At 66.2% G+C, this 17,665-nt stretch carries 19 protein-coding genes; 11 read left to right on the forward strand and 8 right to left on the reverse strand.

Annotation, left to right across the window (positions count from 1 at the left end; translation table 11 throughout):
* Positions 1-32 precede the first annotated feature (32 nt).
* Together ACSQ9E_RS18030 and ACSQ9E_RS18035 are read right to left on the reverse strand one after the other, a co-directional pair.
* On the reverse strand, positions 33-875 hold the full coding sequence (locus tag ACSQ9E_RS18030) for an IclR family transcriptional regulator (RefSeq protein ID WP_428001638.1): 843 nt from the start codon (positions 873-875) through the stop codon (positions 33-35).
* 73 nt (positions 876-948) lie between these two features.
* Complete coding sequence (locus ACSQ9E_RS18035; RefSeq protein ID WP_436218719.1) at positions 949-2,403, reverse strand: FAD-dependent oxidoreductase; 1,455 nt, start codon at positions 2,401-2,403, stop codon at positions 949-951.
* A gap of 155 nt (positions 2,404-2,558) precedes the next feature.
* Here ACSQ9E_RS18035 and ACSQ9E_RS18040 point away from each other — a divergent pair, with 155 nt between their 5' ends.
* The gene (locus ACSQ9E_RS18040) at positions 2,559-3,554 is read left to right on the forward strand and encodes a Bug family tripartite tricarboxylate transporter substrate binding protein (RefSeq protein WP_436218720.1); all 996 of its coding nucleotides are present in this window, start codon (positions 2,559-2,561) and stop codon (positions 3,552-3,554) included.
* On the forward strand, positions 3,551-4,561 hold the full coding sequence (locus tag ACSQ9E_RS18045) for a Bug family tripartite tricarboxylate transporter substrate binding protein (RefSeq protein ID WP_428001641.1): 1,011 nt from the start codon (positions 3,551-3,553) through the stop codon (positions 4,559-4,561). The genes ACSQ9E_RS18040 and ACSQ9E_RS18045 overlap by 4 nt, the downstream gene beginning before the upstream one ends.
* Here ACSQ9E_RS18045 and ACSQ9E_RS18050 read toward each other — a convergent pair.
* Entirely contained in the window at positions 4,548-5,828 is a 1,281-nt protein-coding gene (locus ACSQ9E_RS18050) for an alpha-hydroxy acid oxidase (RefSeq protein WP_428001642.1), read from the reverse strand. The genes ACSQ9E_RS18045 and ACSQ9E_RS18050 overlap by 14 nt on opposite strands.
* Positions 5,829-5,937: 109 nt before the next feature.
* Between ACSQ9E_RS18050 and ACSQ9E_RS18055 the strand changes: the two genes are divergently transcribed.
* Positions 5,938-6,837 (forward strand): LysR family transcriptional regulator, encoded by a 900-nt coding sequence (locus ACSQ9E_RS18055; protein WP_436218721.1) that lies wholly within the window; start codon positions 5,938-5,940, stop codon positions 6,835-6,837.
* 48 nt (positions 6,838-6,885) lie between these two features.
* Here the strand turns inward: ACSQ9E_RS18055 and ACSQ9E_RS18060 are convergent, their stop codons facing one another.
* Positions 6,886-7,140 (reverse strand): hypothetical protein, encoded by a 255-nt coding sequence (locus ACSQ9E_RS18060; protein WP_436218722.1) that lies wholly within the window; start codon positions 7,138-7,140, stop codon positions 6,886-6,888.
* 136 nt (positions 7,141-7,276) lie between these two features.
* On the opposite strand from ACSQ9E_RS18060, the gene ACSQ9E_RS18065 reads away from it, so the two are divergent.
* Together ACSQ9E_RS18065 and ACSQ9E_RS18070 are read left to right on the forward strand one after the other, a co-directional pair.
* The gene (locus tag ACSQ9E_RS18065) at positions 7,277-8,293 is read left to right on the forward strand and encodes a phosphotransferase enzyme family protein (protein ID WP_436218723.1); all 1,017 of its coding nucleotides are present in this window, start codon (positions 7,277-7,279) and stop codon (positions 8,291-8,293) included.
* A gap of 1,155 nt (positions 8,294-9,448) precedes the next feature.
* Complete coding sequence (locus tag ACSQ9E_RS18070) at positions 9,449-10,420, forward strand: DMT family transporter (RefSeq protein WP_436218724.1); 972 nt, start codon at positions 9,449-9,451, stop codon at positions 10,418-10,420.
* Between the two features lie 10 nt (positions 10,421-10,430).
* Here ACSQ9E_RS18070 and ACSQ9E_RS18075 read toward each other — a convergent pair whose 3' ends face one another.
* The gene (locus ACSQ9E_RS18075; RefSeq protein ID WP_436218725.1) at positions 10,431-11,219 is read right to left on the reverse strand and encodes an AraC family transcriptional regulator; all 789 of its coding nucleotides are present in this window, start codon (positions 11,217-11,219) and stop codon (positions 10,431-10,433) included.
* 100 nt (positions 11,220-11,319) lie between these two features.
* On the opposite strand from ACSQ9E_RS18075, the gene ACSQ9E_RS18080 reads away from it, so the two are divergent.
* From ACSQ9E_RS18080 to ACSQ9E_RS18105, 6 genes are all read left to right on the forward strand, one after another.
* Positions 11,320-12,162 carry a phytanoyl-CoA dioxygenase family protein gene (locus ACSQ9E_RS18080; protein WP_436218726.1) on the forward strand — a complete coding sequence of 281 codons (843 nt, stop codon included), beginning with the start codon at positions 11,320-11,322 and terminating at the stop codon, positions 12,160-12,162.
* 498 nt (positions 12,163-12,660) lie between these two features.
* Positions 12,661-12,918 (forward strand): PepSY domain-containing protein, encoded by a 258-nt coding sequence (locus ACSQ9E_RS18085; protein ID WP_057263712.1) that lies wholly within the window; start codon positions 12,661-12,663, stop codon positions 12,916-12,918.
* Positions 12,919-12,971: 53 nt separating this feature from the next.
* Positions 12,972-13,517 carry a cytochrome b/b6 domain-containing protein gene (locus tag ACSQ9E_RS18090; protein WP_436218727.1) on the forward strand — a complete coding sequence of 182 codons (546 nt, stop codon included), beginning with the start codon at positions 12,972-12,974 and terminating at the stop codon, positions 13,515-13,517.
* Positions 13,518-13,532: 15 nt separating this feature from the next.
* A complete protein-coding gene (locus ACSQ9E_RS18095; RefSeq protein WP_057263716.1) occupies positions 13,533-14,198 on the forward strand; it encodes a winged helix-turn-helix domain-containing protein in 666 nt (221 codons plus the stop codon).
* Between the two features lie 88 nt (positions 14,199-14,286).
* Positions 14,287-15,519: a sensor histidine kinase gene (locus tag ACSQ9E_RS18100; protein ID WP_428001650.1), complete on the forward strand. Its 1,233-nt coding sequence runs from the start codon at positions 14,287-14,289 to the stop codon at positions 15,517-15,519.
* A gap of 107 nt (positions 15,520-15,626) precedes the next feature.
* Complete coding sequence (locus ACSQ9E_RS18105) at positions 15,627-16,349, forward strand: hypothetical protein (RefSeq protein ID WP_436218728.1); 723 nt, start codon at positions 15,627-15,629, stop codon at positions 16,347-16,349.
* A gap of 58 nt (positions 16,350-16,407) precedes the next feature.
* On the opposite strand, the gene ACSQ9E_RS18110 is transcribed toward ACSQ9E_RS18105, so the two are convergent.
* From ACSQ9E_RS18110 to ACSQ9E_RS18120, 3 genes are read right to left on the reverse strand one after another with little or no spacing between them, the layout of a single operon-like run.
* Positions 16,408-16,620: a DUF3820 family protein gene (locus ACSQ9E_RS18110; protein ID WP_436218729.1), complete on the reverse strand. Its 213-nt coding sequence runs from the start codon at positions 16,618-16,620 to the stop codon at positions 16,408-16,410.
* Between the two features lie 11 nt (positions 16,621-16,631).
* Entirely contained in the window at positions 16,632-17,018 is a 387-nt protein-coding gene (locus tag ACSQ9E_RS18115; RefSeq protein ID WP_436218730.1) for a translation initiation factor Sui1, read from the reverse strand.
* Positions 17,018-17,518 carry a DUF2721 domain-containing protein gene (locus ACSQ9E_RS18120; protein ID WP_057201092.1) on the reverse strand — a complete coding sequence of 167 codons (501 nt, stop codon included), beginning with the start codon at positions 17,516-17,518 and terminating at the stop codon, positions 17,018-17,020. The genes ACSQ9E_RS18115 and ACSQ9E_RS18120 overlap by 1 nt, the downstream gene beginning before the upstream one ends.
* Positions 17,519-17,665: the final 147 nt, after the last annotated feature.

Consider the following 17,665-nt stretch of genomic DNA (forward strand, 5'->3'; position numbering starts at 1 on the left):
TCTCCGTTCTTTTGTTGTCGTGGGGTGCCGGGCTATCCCGGCAAAGGGGTGGGCACATGGCCCCCGATGTCGCGCGCTATGGTCAGCGCGATGTCGTGCAGGCGCGGTGCCAGTTCGTTGCGCAGGCGCTCTTCGGTGAAGACGAAGCCCGCGCCGCCGCCGTTGAGCGCCATCACCTCGCCGTCGGGCCCGATGAGGGGCACCGACACCGAATTGATCTCGCGGTGGAATTCGCCCAGCGACAGGCAGTAGCCCAGGCGCCGGGCTTCGCCGATGGCGCGGTTCATGCCGGGCGCAATGCTGTCCCACTCGGGCCCGCGCAGCAGGCGCATCGAGTCGACCAGCTGGTTGCGCTGTGCCTCGGGCAGGGCCGACAGGTAGGCCCGGCCCAGGGCCGAGTTGGCCAGCGGCGCGCGCGAACCCACATCGAGCCGCGCCGAAAGCATCGACGAGCGCGGCCGGCAGGCCTCGATCAGCACCATCTCCATGCCGTCGCGTATCGCCAGGTAGACCGATGCACCCACTTCCTCCGCCATCGCCTGCATGCTCGGGCGTGCCGCGGCGCGCACATCCAGGCTGCCCAGGAAGACGCGCGACAGCGACACCACGCCTGGCCCGAGCATGAAGCGGTCGGGCGCCTGCGCGGCCTTGAGCATGCCCAGCGAGAGCAGTGTGGCGACCAGCCGGTTGATGGTGGGCCGCGGGATACCGGTCATGCGCGCGATGTCGGCATGGCCGAGCACCGGGCGCTCTTCGCTGAAGCAGCGCAGCACCGAAATGCCGCGCTCCAGCGCGCTCACGGTGTCGGAACGGTCACCGCGCGCATCGGCGGATTCGGCGGCGGACAGGGAGGCGTCGTTTTTGTCAGTGGACATGGAAGAACCCTTTGCAAGACTCTGCAATGTAGAGGCTGGCGAAAGGAGGTCGGGCGGGCGCATGGCAAAACATTCAGGCGTCGGCGGCTTCGGCGGCGGCTGGCGCCTGCGCGCCCTGCCCGGCTCCGGGGCGCAGGTACACGCCCTGCGCCAGCAGCGCGGACTGCAGCGCCCCCACGTCGACGGCGCGCGGCGCGATGCCGCCCTGCGATGCCAGGGCCGCCGCCACGCCCGCCGCCTGGCCGGTGATCCAGCACTGCGGTATCTCGCGCATGAAGCCGTGCGAATTGCGGTCGCACGAAATGTGGCGCCCGCAGGCCAGCAGGCCGTCAAGCTGCTGCGGCACCAGCGCGCCGTAGGGGATGGAGATGTTCGGGAACTTGGGCGACACCGCCGGCGTCACGCCGATTTCGTCGGGCAGCGCCACGCCATCGGGCCATTGGCTGCGCAGCACCGCGCCCACACCGGTCAGGCGCCGCGCATGGCGCACGCCGATCTGCGGCGCGCTGAGCATCAGGAAGGCATCCTCAAAGCCAGGTGCATGGGCACGGAAGTAGTCGAGGTGCGCCGCCATCGCGCGGTGCGAGCGCACTTCCACGGCGGTAAGGTCGTCCACGTCCAGGGCCGAGTAACCCGACTGGCGCGGCCCCATGAACAGCGCCACATCGTTGCGCCAGGAGACGAAGGGCCGCTCGAACAGGCCGAGCTGCTCGCGCCCGCGCGCCATGAAGCCGGAGAAGGCCTCGGGCTGGCCGGCCTTGAACTCGATCCAGCGGTTCATGTCCACCCCGCCGAACAGCCACGAGGTGTTCATGCAGTGGTGCACGTCGGCCTCTTCGATGTCGTTCACGAAGGCTGCGCCGGCACGGGCGAACAGGTCGCCGTCGCCGGTGGCGTCCACCACCACGTCGGCCATGATGGCCATGCGGCCTTCCTTGCTCTCGAACACCACGCCCTTGACGGCGCCGTCCTGCACGATGGGGATGGCGGCCCACGAGTGGTAGATGAGCTTGACCTTGCGCTCCAGCACGATCTCCTGGCTCAGCAGCTTGAGCCGCTCGGGGTCGATGGTGGGCGACCAGGTGACCACGCCATGGTAGGCGGCGGTGCGCTGCGACCAGTGCGCGGCCTTGGCCGCATCCTGCGAGCCCCAGTCCTCGCGCACCGGGCCGGCAATGGCATCAGCCGGCAGCCGGTCGAACAGCTCTTCGGCGAAGCCGCGGATCACGAGCTTGCCCTCCCAGTCGGTCATGCGGTCGATCCAGATCACCAGGCCGCCGGTCGACAGGCCACCCAGGTGGTTGTAGCGCTCGAGCAGCGCGACGTCGGCCCCGGCGCGTGCTGCCGCTGCAGCAGCCGCCGTGCCCGAAGGCCCGCCGCCGACCACCAGCACGCCGCAGCGGTGGTAGACCGGAATGTTCTTGCCGGGCTCGGCCCAGTTGCCATGGTCAGGCCGCTTGGTGCGGCTGTCGCGGTCGAAGATGTCGGAGGACAGGATGCGCTCGTCGGTGCGGACGACTGTTTTCATGGATCAATGCCTTGGATGGTCTGTTTCGTTGAATTATGATTTCATCTTCCATTTTGTCAAACATAAAACGCTCTAATTCGGGGTTTTCCCTGACTTATATAGACTTTTTATGATTTGAAAGATCAAAATATAAACAACACACCAAGGAGACAACGATGAAGCAACTTCACGGCACACGCCGTGCCTTCGGCCTGGCCGTCGGCGCTGCGGCCCTTCTGGGCCTTGCGCCGCAGGCCATGGGGCAGGACTTTCCGGCGCGCGGCAAACCCATCCGCATCGTCGTGGGCTTCACAGCCGGCGGCGGCACCGACGCGCAGGCGCGCATCGTGGCGCAGAAGCTGGGCGAGGTGCTGGGCACCAGCGTGATCGTCGACAACCGGCCCGGCGCCAGCACCATGCTGGCGGCCAGCGAGGTGGCGCGCGCCCCGGCCGACGGATACACGCTGATGTACGCGCCCTCGTCCACCATGGCGCAGAATCCGCACACCTTCGCCCAGGTTCCCTACGACCCGTTCAAGGACTTCACGGCCATCTCGATGGGCGGGCGCGGGCCGCTGGTGCTGTCGCTGAGCACCAGCGTGCCGGTGAACAACGTGAAGGAACTGGTCGCCTACGTGAAGGCCAACCCCGGAAAGGTCAGCTATGCCTCGTTTGGCGCGGGCACCTCGTCGCACATCTACGGCGAGGCCTTCGTGAAGAAGACCGGCATCGACGCGGTGCACATCCCCTATAAGGGCGGCTCCGACGCGGCCAAGGACCTCATCGGCGGGCGTGTGCAGTACATGTTCGACTCGGCCTCGTCGGCCATCATCACGGCGGGCACAGGCAAGGTGAAGATCCTGGCCGTGGCGGCCAGTGCGCGCATCCCCGCTCTGGCCGAGGTACCCACCTTTGCCGAGCAGGGCTATGCGGGGCTCGACCTGCCCAGTTGGCTGGGCTTTTACGGGCCGGCCCGCATGCCGCCAGCCGTGGTCGAGAAGCTCAACACCGCGCTCACGCAGGTGCTGGCCATGCCGCAGGTGCGCGACTTCTACCGCAACGGCGGCTACGAGGCCGGCGCCACCACGCCGCAGGAGTTTGCCAACATCACGCGCACCACCTACGACCAATGGGGCGCGATGGTGCAGCAAGTCGGCTTGGCCAAGCAATGAGCGGCATGCCATTCCATCTTCACCGCAGGCGCCTCGTCAACGGCTTGGCGCTCGGCACGCTCGGCATCGCATTGCCGCCGCTGGCCTCGCTGGCAGCCGAGCCCTTCCCCACCAAGGGCCGCACCATCCGCATCGTGCTGGGCCTGGCGGCGGGCGGCGCATCGGACGCGCAGGCGCGCTTTGTCGCCAACAAGCTGGGCGAGGTGCTGCAGACGCCGGTGATCGTGGAGAACCGGCCCGGCGCGAGCTTCATCCTGGCCACTGAGGAAGTGATCCGCGCCGCGCCCGACGGCTACACCATGATGTATGCGCCCTCCTCCGTGGTGGCGCAGAACCCGCAGACGCTGGCCAACGTGCGCTATGACCCGTTCAAGGACCTGACGCCAATCTCGCTGGGTGCGCGCGGGCCGCTGGTGCTGACCGTGCATGCCAGCGTACCGGCGCGCACCGTGCAGGAGCTGGTGGCCTACATCAAGGCCCACCCGGGAAAGACGGGCTACGCCTCCTTCGGAACTGGCACCTCGTCGCACATCTACGGCGAGGCCTTCGTGCGCCAGGCCGGGCTGGATGCGGTGCACGTGCCCTACAAGGGCGGCGCCGACGCAGCCAAGGACTTTCTCGCAGGGCGCGTGCAGTTCTACTTCGACGCGGCGCCCAACGCCATCCAGAACACCGCCACCGGCAAGGTCCGCATGCTGGCGGTGGCCGCGCCCAAACGCAGCCCCATGCTGCCCGACGTGCCCACCATGGGCGAGCAGGGCGTGAGCGGCATCGACATGCCGAGCTGGCTGGGCTTCTACGGGCCGGCCCATATGCCCGCGCCGGTGCTCGAGCGGCTCAACACCGCGCTGGCCCAGGTGCTGGCGATGCCGGTCACGCGCGACTTCTTCCGCCAGGGCGCCTACGAGGCCGAATCGTCGAGCCCCGCCGCGCTGGCAGAGCTCACGCGCGCGACCTACGACCAGTGGGGTGACATCATCCGCAGGCTGGGCCTCACGAAGCAGTAGCCGCAGGCGTGGGCGCAAGCGCGGGACCAGCGCCGTTCAGAGACCAGGGCGCCCGCCGGTCCATCAGGTGCTGCGGGCCCAGTTCGCAGCATGCGCTTACACCCAGCATGGCCAGGTTGCGGTCCAGCTCGGCGCGCAGCAGGCCGATGGCAGCGGCCACGCCGGCCTCGCCATCCACGGCGGCGGCGTAGTTGAACGGGCGGCCCACGAACACGGCCTGCGCGCCCAGTGCCAGGGCCTTGGCCACGTCGGTGCCGCGGCGAATGCCGCCGTCGAGCATCACCACCATGGCACTGCCGGCCTGCTCGGCAATGGCGGGCAGCACGCGCAGCGGGGCCACCGCACCATCGAGCTGGCGGCCACCATGGTTGCTGACGATGATGCCGTCCACCCCGTGCTGGCGCGCCAGCGCTGCATCGGCCGGGCTGAGGATGCCCTTGACCACCAGGGCGCCGCGCCACTGGCTGCGGATGCGGGCGATGTGGCTCCAGTCGAAGTGGTCGCGCCCGGAAAAGTCACGCTGCACGCGCGACGAGAGGATGGGCGCACCCCGCTCGGCGAACGAGTTCTCGAAATGCGGCATGCCATGGCGCGCCAGCGTGCGCAGCAAGGTGCCCGCCAGCCAGCGCGGGCGCACCAGCCCATCCCACGCCAGGCGCAGGCCGGGGCGCAGCGGGGTGGAAAAGCCCGCGCGCAGATTGTTCTCGCGGTTGCCCGCCACGGGGATGTCCACCGTGACCACCAGGGTCTGCACCCCGGCTGCGGCCACGCGCTGCAGCAGCGCATCGATGCGCTCGGGCTTGCCGGGCAGGTAGGCCTGGAACCAGGTGCCTGGCGCGGCCGCTATCACCTCCTCCAGCCGGATCAGCGAGCTGCCGCTTTGCACTGCCGGAATGCCCGCTGCTGCTGCAGCCCGCGCCAGCACCACATCGCCCCGGTAGGCCGACAGCGCCGCGATGCCCATGGGCGCGATGCCGAAGGGGCTGGCGTAGCGGGTGCCGAACAGCGTGACACCCTGCTCGCGCTGCGCCACGTTGCACAGCACGCGCGGCACCAGCGCCAGTTCGTCAAAGGCCTGCCGGTTGTCGGCCAGGGCGCGGTTGTCCTCGGCCGCGCCGGCGATGTAGCCAAAGATCGGGCGCGGCAGCACGCGGCGGGCTGCGGCCTCGAAATCACCGAGCGAGAGCAGGTCGCGCGTGCGCCCGCTGCGGCGCGTGCCGTCGAAGGCTTGCCAGGGGTTGATGGCGGGGGCGGCAGAAGTGGACATCGCTGGAGTTCCATGGAAATGAGGACTGAAAGACAGTGTCTAGCATTAGTATTCCGCAAGAAAGCGAATTTAGAAGAATCACTTTGTTCGCTAAATAGAAACAAAATCCATGACGCTCAAGCAACTCGAAGCCTTCTACTGGGCCGCCACCTGCAGCAGCTTTGCCCTGGCCGCAGAGCGCGTGCACCTGTCGGTTTCGTCCCTGTCCAAGCGCATCGCCGAACTGGAGGCATCGCTGGGACAGGTGCTGTTCGACCGCGCCGGCCACCGCGCCGCGCTGACCGAGGCCGGCACGCGCCTGGTGCCCCTGGCCGGCGCCCTGCTGCAGCAGGCCGACCTGGTGCACCAGGCCATGGGCGCCACCACCGGCCTGCGCGGCCCCTGCCGCCTGGGTGTGGGCGAACTCACCGCGATGACCTGGCTGCCGCACTTGGTGGCGGCCATCGCCAGCTCCCACCCCGACCTGGAGGTGAGCGTGCATGTGGATGTGGGCGCAGCCCTGGCCGAGCGGTTGGATAAGGGCGAGCTGGATGTGGCCGTGATCGCCGGGCCCGCGAGCCGCAGCGCCCTCACCTCCCTGCCCATCACGCAGGCAGCCTTCACCTGGTGTGCGCGGCCCGAGGTGGCAACCAGCGTGGTCGCCATGGATGCCGCTGCGCTACAGATACACCCGCTCGTGACGTTGCCGCCAGGCTCGGGCGTCACGCACCTCATCGACGAGTGGCTGCGCCAGGCCGGCGCGCAACCCGCCCGCCGCCTTCACTGCAACCACTGGGGCGCCATCGCTGGCCTGCTGGCGCACAGTGGCGGCATCGGCCTTCTGCCGCAGGGCTGGGCGCGGGCGCTGTTCGAGCGCGGGGTGTTGCAGGAACTGCCCAGCCCGGTGCCGCTGGGGCTGCTGGGCTACGCGCTGCACCACCGGCGCGATGACCTGCGGCCCCTGGTGGGGGCGCTGCGGGAGATGGCGGTGCGGGAGGCGGATTTTGCGGTGGTGGGGAGTGTTTTCTGAAGCACGATGCCAGCAGCGGCGGCAGCCATCTCCAGCGCACTTTCAGCGCTACGGCTGTGTCTGTACAGCGTGCACAACCATCTCGGCACCATCGAGGTCAATTGACTTTCGCCAGACGTGCTTCTTGTTGTCAACCGCAGTGAAATCGCCCCGATATGCTTTTTCGGCCAGTTGCTTCTTGAGCGCTGGGCCCAGATTCGGCACCGCATCAACCCAGGAAATGAATCCCCGAAAGTTGCTGTGGCTGCTCTGCGCGATGTGGGTCGCGCCCTTGAATGCAATGACGTAGGTATACAGAGGCATTGGCAAGCTGATTGAGTTGGAGGCAGTAAGGCTCTAGCGATCTTGTCACCCAACCCACGGCAGCGCAATCCTGCAACAGACCTCCGCTGCGACTTCAGGCAGAATCCCCGGCCCTCCACGCCACAGGCCCTGCCCCATGACCGCCCCGACGACCATCGACATCGCCCAGTCCACCCCCACGGGCAGCGGCCTCGCCCGCGCTGTGATGGCGCACTACGCCCTGGGCGACGTGGCCCACTGCGTGCTGATGCGGCGCGGCTTCAACCAGGTGTACGAGCTGCGCTTTGCCGATGGCCGGCAGGCCGTGGCGCGGCTGTGCGCCGACCGCCCGCGCGGCGCACCCAATACGGCCTACGAGACGGCGATGCTCTGGCACCTGAAGGCCGCAGGCGCCCCTGTCGCGGCACCCCTGGCCGCGCGCGATGGAGCAGCCAGCATAGCCCTGCCGCTGCCCGAGGGGCCGCGCCCGCTGGTGCTGTTCGAGCACCTCCCGGGCGAGTGGCCGGGCGAGTCGGTGCCGGACACCGAGGCCACGGGCCGGGGCCTGGCCTTGCTGCATGAACTGGCGCAGGGCTACGCGGGCCCGCCCAGCCTGTACCAGCTCGATCTGCCCGACCTGCTGCGCGCGCCGCTGCAGCAACTGTGTGCGGCACCCGCGATGGACGATGGCCTGCGCGCCGACTACAGCGCTCTGGCCGGGCGCCTGGACGCGCGCATCACCGCCCTGCGGCCCACGCTCACCCGCGTGGCATGCCATGGCGATTGCCACGGCGCCAACAACTTCATGAGCGATGGGCCGGATGGCACCCGCGTGGCCTCGTTCTTCGACTTCGACGACACCGGTCCTGGTCTGCTGGCCTATGAGCTGTGTGTTTATTTGTGGAACAACCTGCCGCGCAAGGTGGACGGTATGCTCGACGAGGCAGGGCTCACGCGCTGGCGCCACTACCTGGCAGGCTACCGCAGCGTGCGCCCGCTGGCCCAGGCAGACGTCGAAGCGATTGCCGCCTTTCTGGCCGTGCGGCAGTTCTGGATCATGGGCGAGACTGCGGGGCGGCAGGCCACCTGGGGTACGCAGACCATGCCGACGGCTCAGTTGCGCAGCGTGCTCAAGGTGATGGAGTATTGGGAGTCGTTCAAGACGCCGGTGTGAGCTGCAACGGTGCACGGGCTCGTCAATCGAGCTGTGCGCCCGCATCCGTCACCGCCTGCCATCGCTTCTTCATCTCGCTTGCGGGACGTTGTGACACGGTGGTGGTGGTTGTTGTTGTTGCTGCTTGCCTTGGTTGAGGGCGGAGGCCGGGGTGTGCGCCCGGCGGCGCAGTAACTTTCTCTTGCGTCGCCAAGAGAAAGTCACCAAAGAGAAGGCGACCCCGCTGCCCGTGTCCCCCTCGCCGGAGGCGAGGGGGCAGCCTGCGATGCTCGGGCCTGGGGTGTGCCGCAGAACTCGCTGCGTTCTTCGAACTCCGCTCAAACAGCTGCGGCAAGCCAGACAACGATGCGCGTGTCCTTCGGCACGCGCTCACCCCAGGCCCTGCGCTTCTCGGCACGGTCAGAAGGGGGTGGGAGCGGGCTCCACACGGGCCATTGCTTCGCTCGGCCTGGGCAGAGCGATCGCGCCAGTCTCGTCGGCAGCGCGCCTCGCGCGCGTCCCCGACCCCCAGGCGCAGCTGCGCAGCAGCAGCCGTCTTTGTCCCCGCTCCCCACCCCTGCTGGCTGCGCCGAGAAGCGCAGGAGCTGGGGTGGGCGTGTGTGCCGAAGGACACACACGCTTCGTCGTCTGGCTCGTCGCTGCTGTTTGAGCAGAGTTCACCCGCAGGGGGAACGGCGCGAGTTCAGCGACGCCCACCCCAGATCCGAGCATCGCAGGTTGCCCCCATCGCCCGACAGGGCGATGGGGGACGCAGACTGGGGGTCGCCTTCTCTTTGGTGACTTTCTCTTGGCGACGCAAGAGAAAGTTACTGCGCCGCCGGGCGCACACCCCGGCCCCCGCCCTCCACAAATGCACACAGCAACCAGCACCGAAAAGCCGTAAAACACCCAACGCATCCACAGGAACAAAAAAAGCCCGCACGAAGGCGGGCAACTTGCTTGCACAAGGGGGAGGAGCCGACCACAGCGGGTCGACCAATAAATCATAGCCCCGGCCCCAAAGAATGCATGTGATCTATTTCACACTTCACGCCTTTGTTGATTGATGAACAAACCATCCGCCATTGGTGAAAAAACAGCATCAATGACACCGCCGATCTGGCGCCCAATCGCACGCAGGCCCTCCAGACAAAGCCTGCGCAACAAGCGACCCCCATGACCACAACAACGCCCCCGGCCCCGCAACAGACAAACAACAACAGCAGCAACACCAAGGCCTGGGTGATCGACCTCGTGCTGCTGGCAGCGCTGTGGGGTGCGTCCTTCCTGTTCATGCGCATGGGCGCCGCCGAGTTCGGGGCGCTGCCCACCGCTGCGGCCCGGGTCAGCATCGGCGCCCTGTTCCTATTTCCCCTGATGATGCTGCGCGGCCAAGGGGCTGCGCTGGTGCAGCACTGGCGCGCCACCATGGGCATCGGTGTCTTCAACTCGGGCCTGCCGTTTGCGCTGTTCAGCTTTGCGCTGCTCACCATCAACAGCAGCCTGGCGGCGGTGCTCAATGCCACGGCCCCAATGTTCGGGGCCCTGGTGGCCTGGGTGTGGTTCCGCGAACGGCCGGACAATTGGCGGCTGGTGGGTCTGGCCATCGGCTTCACGGGCGTGGTCATGCTGGCCAGTGGCAATGCCGGGCTGCGCCATGGCGATGGCACGGGCAGCAACAACGCCGCGCTGTGGGCCATCGGCGCGTGCCTGCTGGCCTGCCTGTGCTACGGCATCGCCGCCAGCGCCACACGCCGCTACCTGACCGGCGTGCCACCCCTGGCCACGGCCACCGGCAGCCAGATCGGCGCATCGCTGCTGCTCGTCGTGCCGGCCATCGTGTACTGGCCCCAGCACATGCCCTCGCTGCGGGCCTGGCTGGCCATCCTGGCGCTGGGCGTGCTGTGCACGGGCGTGGCGTACTTCCTGTTCTTTCGCCTGATCGAGCGCGCGGGCCCTGCGCGCGCGCTCACGGTCACGTTTTTGCTGCCGGTGTTCGCCACCTTCTACGGGGTGGTCTTTCTCGATGAAAGCATCACGCAGTGGATGCTGGTCTGCGCGGGCGTCATCGTCTGCGGCGTGGGGCTGTCCACCGGGTTCATCGCGCCGAAAAAGCGCGCCGCCAGCGACAGCACCGCGAAGACCTGAGCGCGTTCCATCAACCTGCCTTCTTCTGCCGAAGATAGGCCTGCGGCGTCATGCCCAACTGCTTGTGGAACATGGCGATGAAGGCCGAGGGCGCGCTGTAGCCCAGCTCCAGCGCCACGTCCTTGACCGCACGGCCGGCCTCCAGCAGCGCGATGCCGCGCACCACCTTCAGGCGCTGGCGCCATTCGCCAAAGGGCATGTGCAGGTCACGCTCGCAGCGCCGCGCGAGGGTGCGCTCAGTGGTGTGCACCGTGGCCGCCCATTCGGCCAGCGAGCGGCCGTCCCAGGGGCTGGCCTGCAGCGCGTCGAGCACGCGGCCCAGCAAGGGGTCTTGCGAGGTGGGCAGGTAGCTGTCGTGGCTGGGCGCCACGCGCAACTCGTCCAGCAGCACCTCGAACAGGCGCTGGTCGGGGGCGCTGCGCGGCACGTCGATGCCGCGGCTGTGCAAGGTGTCCAGCACGGCTTGAATCAGCGGGCTGATGACCATGGTGCAGGGCTGGTGCGGCAATGCGGCGCACAGAGCCTCGTCCACATAGACGGTGGCGTAGCTGGCCTCATGGCGGTTGCTCGACACATGCTCCAGGTGCGGCGGTATCCACACGCCGTACTGCGGCGGTGCAAGGAACACCTGCCCGCCCATGCCCACCTCGATCACGCCCGACAGCGCATGGACGAACTGCCCCGCTGGATGGCTGTCGGCCGGGTCGGCACCACCGGGCTGCAGATGGACCACCTTGAACAGCAGAGGCGGCATCGCCGCCTGCGTGGAGGGCCTGCGGGCAGCCTTGGGCTTGTTCATCTTGTCTGGCTTCCTTGATCGCTTGTCCGAACAGGCGTATTTGATTGAATCGGGCCAATTTAGACTGATTCTGCCCGCACCAGCCCAGGAAACGAACACCATGCCCACCAACCACCCCGGCGAATTCAACGCACAGTCACCCGCCAGCGCCATGGCCGAGAAGTTTGCCCGCGACGGCGTGGTCTGCCTGCGCGGGGTGCTGCGCCCCGCCGAGGTCGAGCGGCTGCGCGAGGGCATCGACGCCAACCTGGCCGCACCCAGCCCGCGCGCCAAGGTGGCCAGCCGCGCCGACGATCCAGGCTTCTTCATCGAGGACTTCTGCAACTGGCAGGAGATACCTGCCTACTGGGACGTGATCTCGCAATCCGCCCTGCCCGAGATCGCGGCCAAGCTCACGGGCAGCTCACAGATCCGGCTGTACCACGACCACATGCTCACCAAAGAGTCGGGCACGCGCCAGCGCACACCCTGGCACCAGGACCAGCCCTACTACAACATCGAGGGCAGCCAGAACGTGAGCTTCTGGATCCCCGTCGACCCTGTCTCCCGCGCCTCCACGCTGGAGCTGGTGGCCGGCTCGCACCGCGGCCCCTGGCTCATGCCGCGCACCTTCATGACCAACGAGGCCAAGTGGTTCCCCGAAGGCGCCCTGGCCGACCTGCCCGACATCGAGGCCGACCGCGCGGCCTACGACATCCGCGGCTGGGCCGTGGAGCCCGGCGACGCGATTGCCTTCAACATGTTGACCCTGCACGCCTCGGCCGGCCTGGAACCCGGGCGCCGGCGCCGCGTGTTCTCGGTGCGCATGATCGGCGACGACATAACCCATGCGCCGCGGCGCTGGAAGACATCGCCTGATTTTCCGGGGCTGGTGGAGCAGTTGCCGCAGGGGGCGCCGATGGAGCATGCGCTGTTTCCGGTGCTGTGGCCGTTGACCTCATGAGCGCATTGCTACGCGGACATACGCCCCGCCGGTGAACAGCAGACGCGGGACACGATGCCCCCGTAGCCGACGACAGCGGTGAACGCCAGGCCCTTGCTCGGGCCGAAGCCCCCGTCAGGACGAGTGAAAAATCCCAGATCGATGCGGAAGCTGCCACAGCAGCGGCATCAAAGCACGGTACCTCCCGGACTGATCGACGGCGATGCCGGTCATCCAGTGTACGGTCCCGCAAATGCATGCCCATCAAAACTGCGCAGGGCAGCTGTGAGGAACTGACGGGCCTCGGAATTTCCACATCCAACAGTGGATAGAAGCCCCTGCGCACCGGCTCGAAAAAACCCGCCAGCGAACTGCCCGGCGCCACAGCCTCGTCCGGCCTTTGTGGGCAAAGCGACCAGCGGACCTGAACTTCATCCCCACTTAATGTGGGCGGCTTCCAATGCAGTTCGTGGGCAGTCGGTCCACACATCAACCCCCATGAAACCCCGAAGGCAACCCATGAAACTGCATATCACCGCTCTCGTTCTGGCCCTCAGCTGCGTATCCGCTTTCGCTGGCCCCACCTGCAATGCTCCCGAAAACAAATGGATGAAGGAAGCGGACTTCAAGGCCGGTCTGGAGAAGCAGGGCTACCAGATCAGGACCTTCAAGGTCAGCAAGGGCAAGTGCTACGAGATCTACGGCATGGACAAAGCCGGCAAGAAGGTCGAGATCTATTTTGATCCCGCAACGGGCGCTGAGATGGAGCGAAAGTAAACGACGGGCTACCGCGTCCTGACAGTCGATCCCCTCAAAGAAATGAGCTGACCATGACCGCTGCATCCGCACCCCATGCATCCACTGCCATCAAGGTCTGGGATCCGTTTGTTCGCCTGTTCCACTGGAGCCTGGTGGCTTGCGTCATTTTGAACCTGTTCATCCTGGAAGATGGCAAGACGGCCCATGAGTGGGTGGGCTACACCGCCAGCTCGCTGGTTGTGGCCCGCCTGATCTGGGGCTTCGTCGGTACCAAGCATGCCCGGTTCAGCGACTTTTTCCCCACGCCCAGCAGGCTCTCGCGGCATGTGAGCGCCCTGAAACGCGGGGAGCATCTGGCCTACCAGGGGCACAATCCCTTCGGAGCCCTGATGATGCTGGCACTGATGGCGCTGGTGCTGGCCCTGGGAGCGACAGGATGGATGCAGACCACTGATGCGTTCTTCGGCAAGGAATGGCTGATGGAACTCCATGAATGGCTTGCCAATGGATTGCTGATTTCAGCAGGCCTGCACGGCGCAGCGGCCATTGCGATGGGACGCATCGAGCGGGTCCACCTTGTGCGGGCCATGGTCACAGGCGTCAAGCAGCACTTTTGATGGAATACGACCGGTATGCGTTTGCTGCTTCTTGAAGATGATCGAACCCTGGGCGCAGGTTTGCGGGATTTTCTGCAACACGACGGCTACCTGGTCGACTGGTGCACGACCCTCGCGCAAGCCAAGGGCCTGATCAGCGAGCCCTATGACGCCTGGCTACTGGATTGGAACCTGCCCGATGGATCTGCACTGGAATGGCTGCGCGGCCTCCGAACCAGAGGTGCCAGAACACCTGCCCTGGTTCTGACAGCACGGGACTTGCTGAGTGACCGCATCCATGGGCTGGACAGTGGCGCGGACGATTTTCTCGTCAAACCGTTTGCCCCCGAAGAGCTGAGCGCCCGGTTGCGTGCACTGTCCCGCAGGATCACCGGAGGCACTCCGCGCAAGATATTTGGCCGGGTCGAAATCAGTCTTTCGAACAAGGATGCATGGCTCGACGGCCAACGGGTGGAGCTGACCGCCCGGGAATGGGCGGTCTTGGAAGCGCTGATTCTTCGCACCGGGCGCACCGTGTCCGCCACCGAACTGGAATCCCTGGTACTGGGTCTGGACAGTGAGCTGGCCAGCAATGCACTGCAGGTGCACATCTTCAAGCTGCGAAGCAAGCTGGGCAAGGAGATGATCCAAACGGTACGCGGAATGGGCTACATGATTCCCAACCCGGTCCAAACCAGCTGACGCGATGGACACTCGCACTTCAAGGCCGCCATCCATTCGGGCACGACTGGTCCAGTCCCTGCTCTGGACGTCCGTGGCGTTCGGACTCATGACCTCGGCCGTCGTGTGGCTCGTGATTGGCCATGAAATGGGCGAATTCATGGACCAGGAACTGCGGGAAGCGACAGAAATATTCCACCACGCACTGGTAAATCAACCGGACCATATTTATGGCAATCAGAGTGCCAAGAATCACTTCGCCTACGAGGAACATCTGGTCTGGCAGGTCGTGGACGCCACAACAGGCGAAGTCCGCAGCCGCTCCCACAAAGCGCCCGCGCAGGCTTTGCAGCGTGCGCCCCAGGACAGGGTTACTTGGACGGCAGATAGACAATGGCGCGCCTACACCTCGGACTTCAGAAACGCCTCAACACATTTTCTGGTGGTGGCACAAAGCAAAAAGGAACGGGACGAAGTGCGCGGCGAGGTGGTGCTCTACACGCTGATGGCGGCCCTGTCCATGAGCCTGCTGTCTGCACTGCTGATGAACTGGCGAATCAGCCAGGAGCTGCGTCCTCTCGGCACACTGAGCCGGGATGTGCAGCGCTACGACCCCCTCAGGCCCGAGACCACGCCCCGCTCTGAACCGAGGCAAGAGCTTATGCCAATAGAACAATCGATCAGTGAACTGGGACAGCGCCTGGCCCAGAGGATCATCAGCGAACGCGCATTCACCGCGCACGCGGCACATGCCTTGCGCACGCCCGTGGCAGGTATCGATGTGCAACTGGCCATGGCCATCAAAGAGGCGCCAGACAATGTTCGTCCGCGTCTTGTGAGTGCCCGGGATGCCACAAAGCGGCTCGGACGCGTCATGCAGGCATTGCTGATGATGTTCCGTAGCGGCATCGAGCCGCAGCGCCAGACGATCGACCTGAATCAACTGATCAAAGCACTGGCTTTTCACGATCTGGCGATATCTGTCCGCCCGGACACGGTGGTGGCTGCAGACCCGGACCTGCTGGCTGCTGCTCTGTTGAATCTGCTGGACAACGCCCACCGCTTCCATGCCAGCCAGGTGGCGATTACCGCTTCCACGCAAGGCAATGACTTCATTTTGACGGTGCAGGACGATGGCGATGGTTGTACGCCGGAGCACAGAGCCAGTCTGCAGGATTCGCTGCAACATCAGGCCTACGGCGAAGGCAGCGCCATGGGAGGCCTGGGCCTGGTGCTGGCGGATCTGGTCGCTCGCGCCCATGGTGGCAGAGCCATGTTGCCGGAGTGCGCTGCTGGCTTCTGCATTGAGCTTCGCTGGCCAGCCACGCAAGCTGGGCCTTGAAACCGACCTGCAGAAATGGTCCGCCAGTTGCGGCTTCCGTGTGCTGACTCTGCGCGGCAGACAGGCAGCCCAGCACACTACTTCACCCCTATAAGAAGAGATCCTTCATGAGACTTCCTGACTCTCCCCCAAAGCCATCTAACATCGCCAGTATGTGCATCGCCATTTCCGGCATTGCAGCGGCGTTTGCCGCGAATGCGGAAGCCCCCATGACAACGGACGATGCGGGAACCCTCTCCAAGGGCGCAATGAAACTGGAGAGCGTGATATCCAGGGACGACAAGACCACCGGGGTGGAACTGATCTTCGGCGCAGGCGTTGCCAAGGACCTGGAGATGGAAGTGGCTCTAAGCCGATCCAGGGATTCCCACACCAGCCCATCCACCAGATTCCATGGACGTGCTCTTGGGGTGAAGTGGGTTCCCGTTCAGAATGAAATGGGCTGGTCCCTCGGGGCGCGACTGGACATGGGCGGGACTCGCCTTCGGGAAGATGTGACGCCAGAGCACTCTACCGAGAGCGAGTTCGCGGTCACCGGACTGGCCAGCTACAGGATGGTGAACTTGCATGTGCTGCACCTCAATGCGGGCGGGAGGCGGATCAAGGCTCAAGGCTCCCACAGCACTGCAGCGACCTGGGCTGCCGGCTACGAGATTCCGCTGACGCAGAAGGCACAGCTTACGATGGAGGTGCATGGCGCGCACAATTCCCGCCCCGACAAAGCCATCGGTGTGCGTTACGAGATCACCGCAGGAGTGAAGGCCTCGGCCGCCTTCGGACACGGCGATGGCCGAACCTTCAGCCAGTTGGGGGTCGCCTGGGAATTCTGAAGGCAGCGAGGCGCGAGGTCTATCCACCCTGGTACGGACCGCGCCGACGCACCATATCTCACCGCCCCCTCAGCGGCCTCAGCAGATCCGACAACCCGTTGTGGTCGATCTCATACATCAGCGCCAGCAACTGCCCCAGCTCCCCTTTCGGGAATCCCTCGCGCGCAAACCAGCCGAGGTAGTTGGCAGGCAGGTCGGCGAGCAAGGTGCCCTTGTGCTTGCCATAGGGCATCTCGGTGGTGACCAGGCGCTGCAGCTTGTCGGCATCCATCGGGTGCTCCTTCAGCCGCCCGCGCGCTTGACCTTGTGGCCGAGCTTTTGCAGCGCGGCCATCACGCGGTCCACGTGGTCGCCCTGGATTTCGATGACTCCGTCCTTCACCGTGCCGCCGCTGCCGCAGGCGGCCTTGAGCTGCTTGCCCAGCTGGTCGAGCGCGGCGGCATCCACCGGCACGCCCTTGACCAGGGTAACGGCCTTGCCGCCGCGGCCCTTGGTCTCGCGCGATACGCGCACAATGCCGTCGCCGGCAGGCACTGCGGCCGCCTTGGCCAGCTCCTTGCACACGCACTGGGCGATGGGCTGGCGGCAGTCGGGGCACATGCGGCCGGTGTCGGTGGAATAGACCAGGCTGCCCAGGTCGGCCAGGGACTTCTTGGGGGCGGGGGCCATTACTTCGGCTCCCGCACGATGAGCGGGGTGTCGGCGGGGTTGGCGCCGATTTCCTTTTGCAGCATGTGGAAGTTGAGCAGCCGCGTGGCCATCACCGTCTCTGCCAGAAAGCACACCAGCGCCAGCAGGAACGAGGCCACCCCGGCGAGGAAGCCGGCGATAGCCAGGCGGTTGGCCTGGTAGTCGAAGGTTTCACCCAGGAACAGCAGGATGATGGTGATGCCGATGAGGAAGGCGCAGAAGGTCAGCAGCGCAATGCAGCCGTTGGCCAGGCGCCCGCGCAGGCGCAGGTCACCCAGCTCGGCATAGGCGCGCGCGGTGTACTCGGGGTCGTTGTTGGCGCGGGCGCGGTCTTCCACCACGCGGGCACGGTCGATGATGCGCGCCAGCCGCCCGGCCACGGCGCCGATCATTCCGGAGACGGCGGTGAGCAAGAACACGGGCGCCACCGCGAGCTGGATGCCGTGGGTGATGACGGAGGGATCGGTGGGGATGGCCATAAGCAATTATGAAGCACCCCCTGTGTCGCTTCGCGCCTTCACCCCTCTCTCGCATTGCTGCGCAATGCGGGAGGGGGACGCCCCCAGCGCGGCGGGGCGGCCCTTGCGCGGGGGCACTGGCTTGGGCCACGCCCGTTTCAACGGTCG

This window comes from Acidovorax sp. LjRoot118 (assembly GCF_964253575.1).
In the GTDB taxonomy this organism is placed as follows: domain Bacteria; phylum Pseudomonadota; class Gammaproteobacteria; order Burkholderiales; family Burkholderiaceae_C; genus Acidovorax.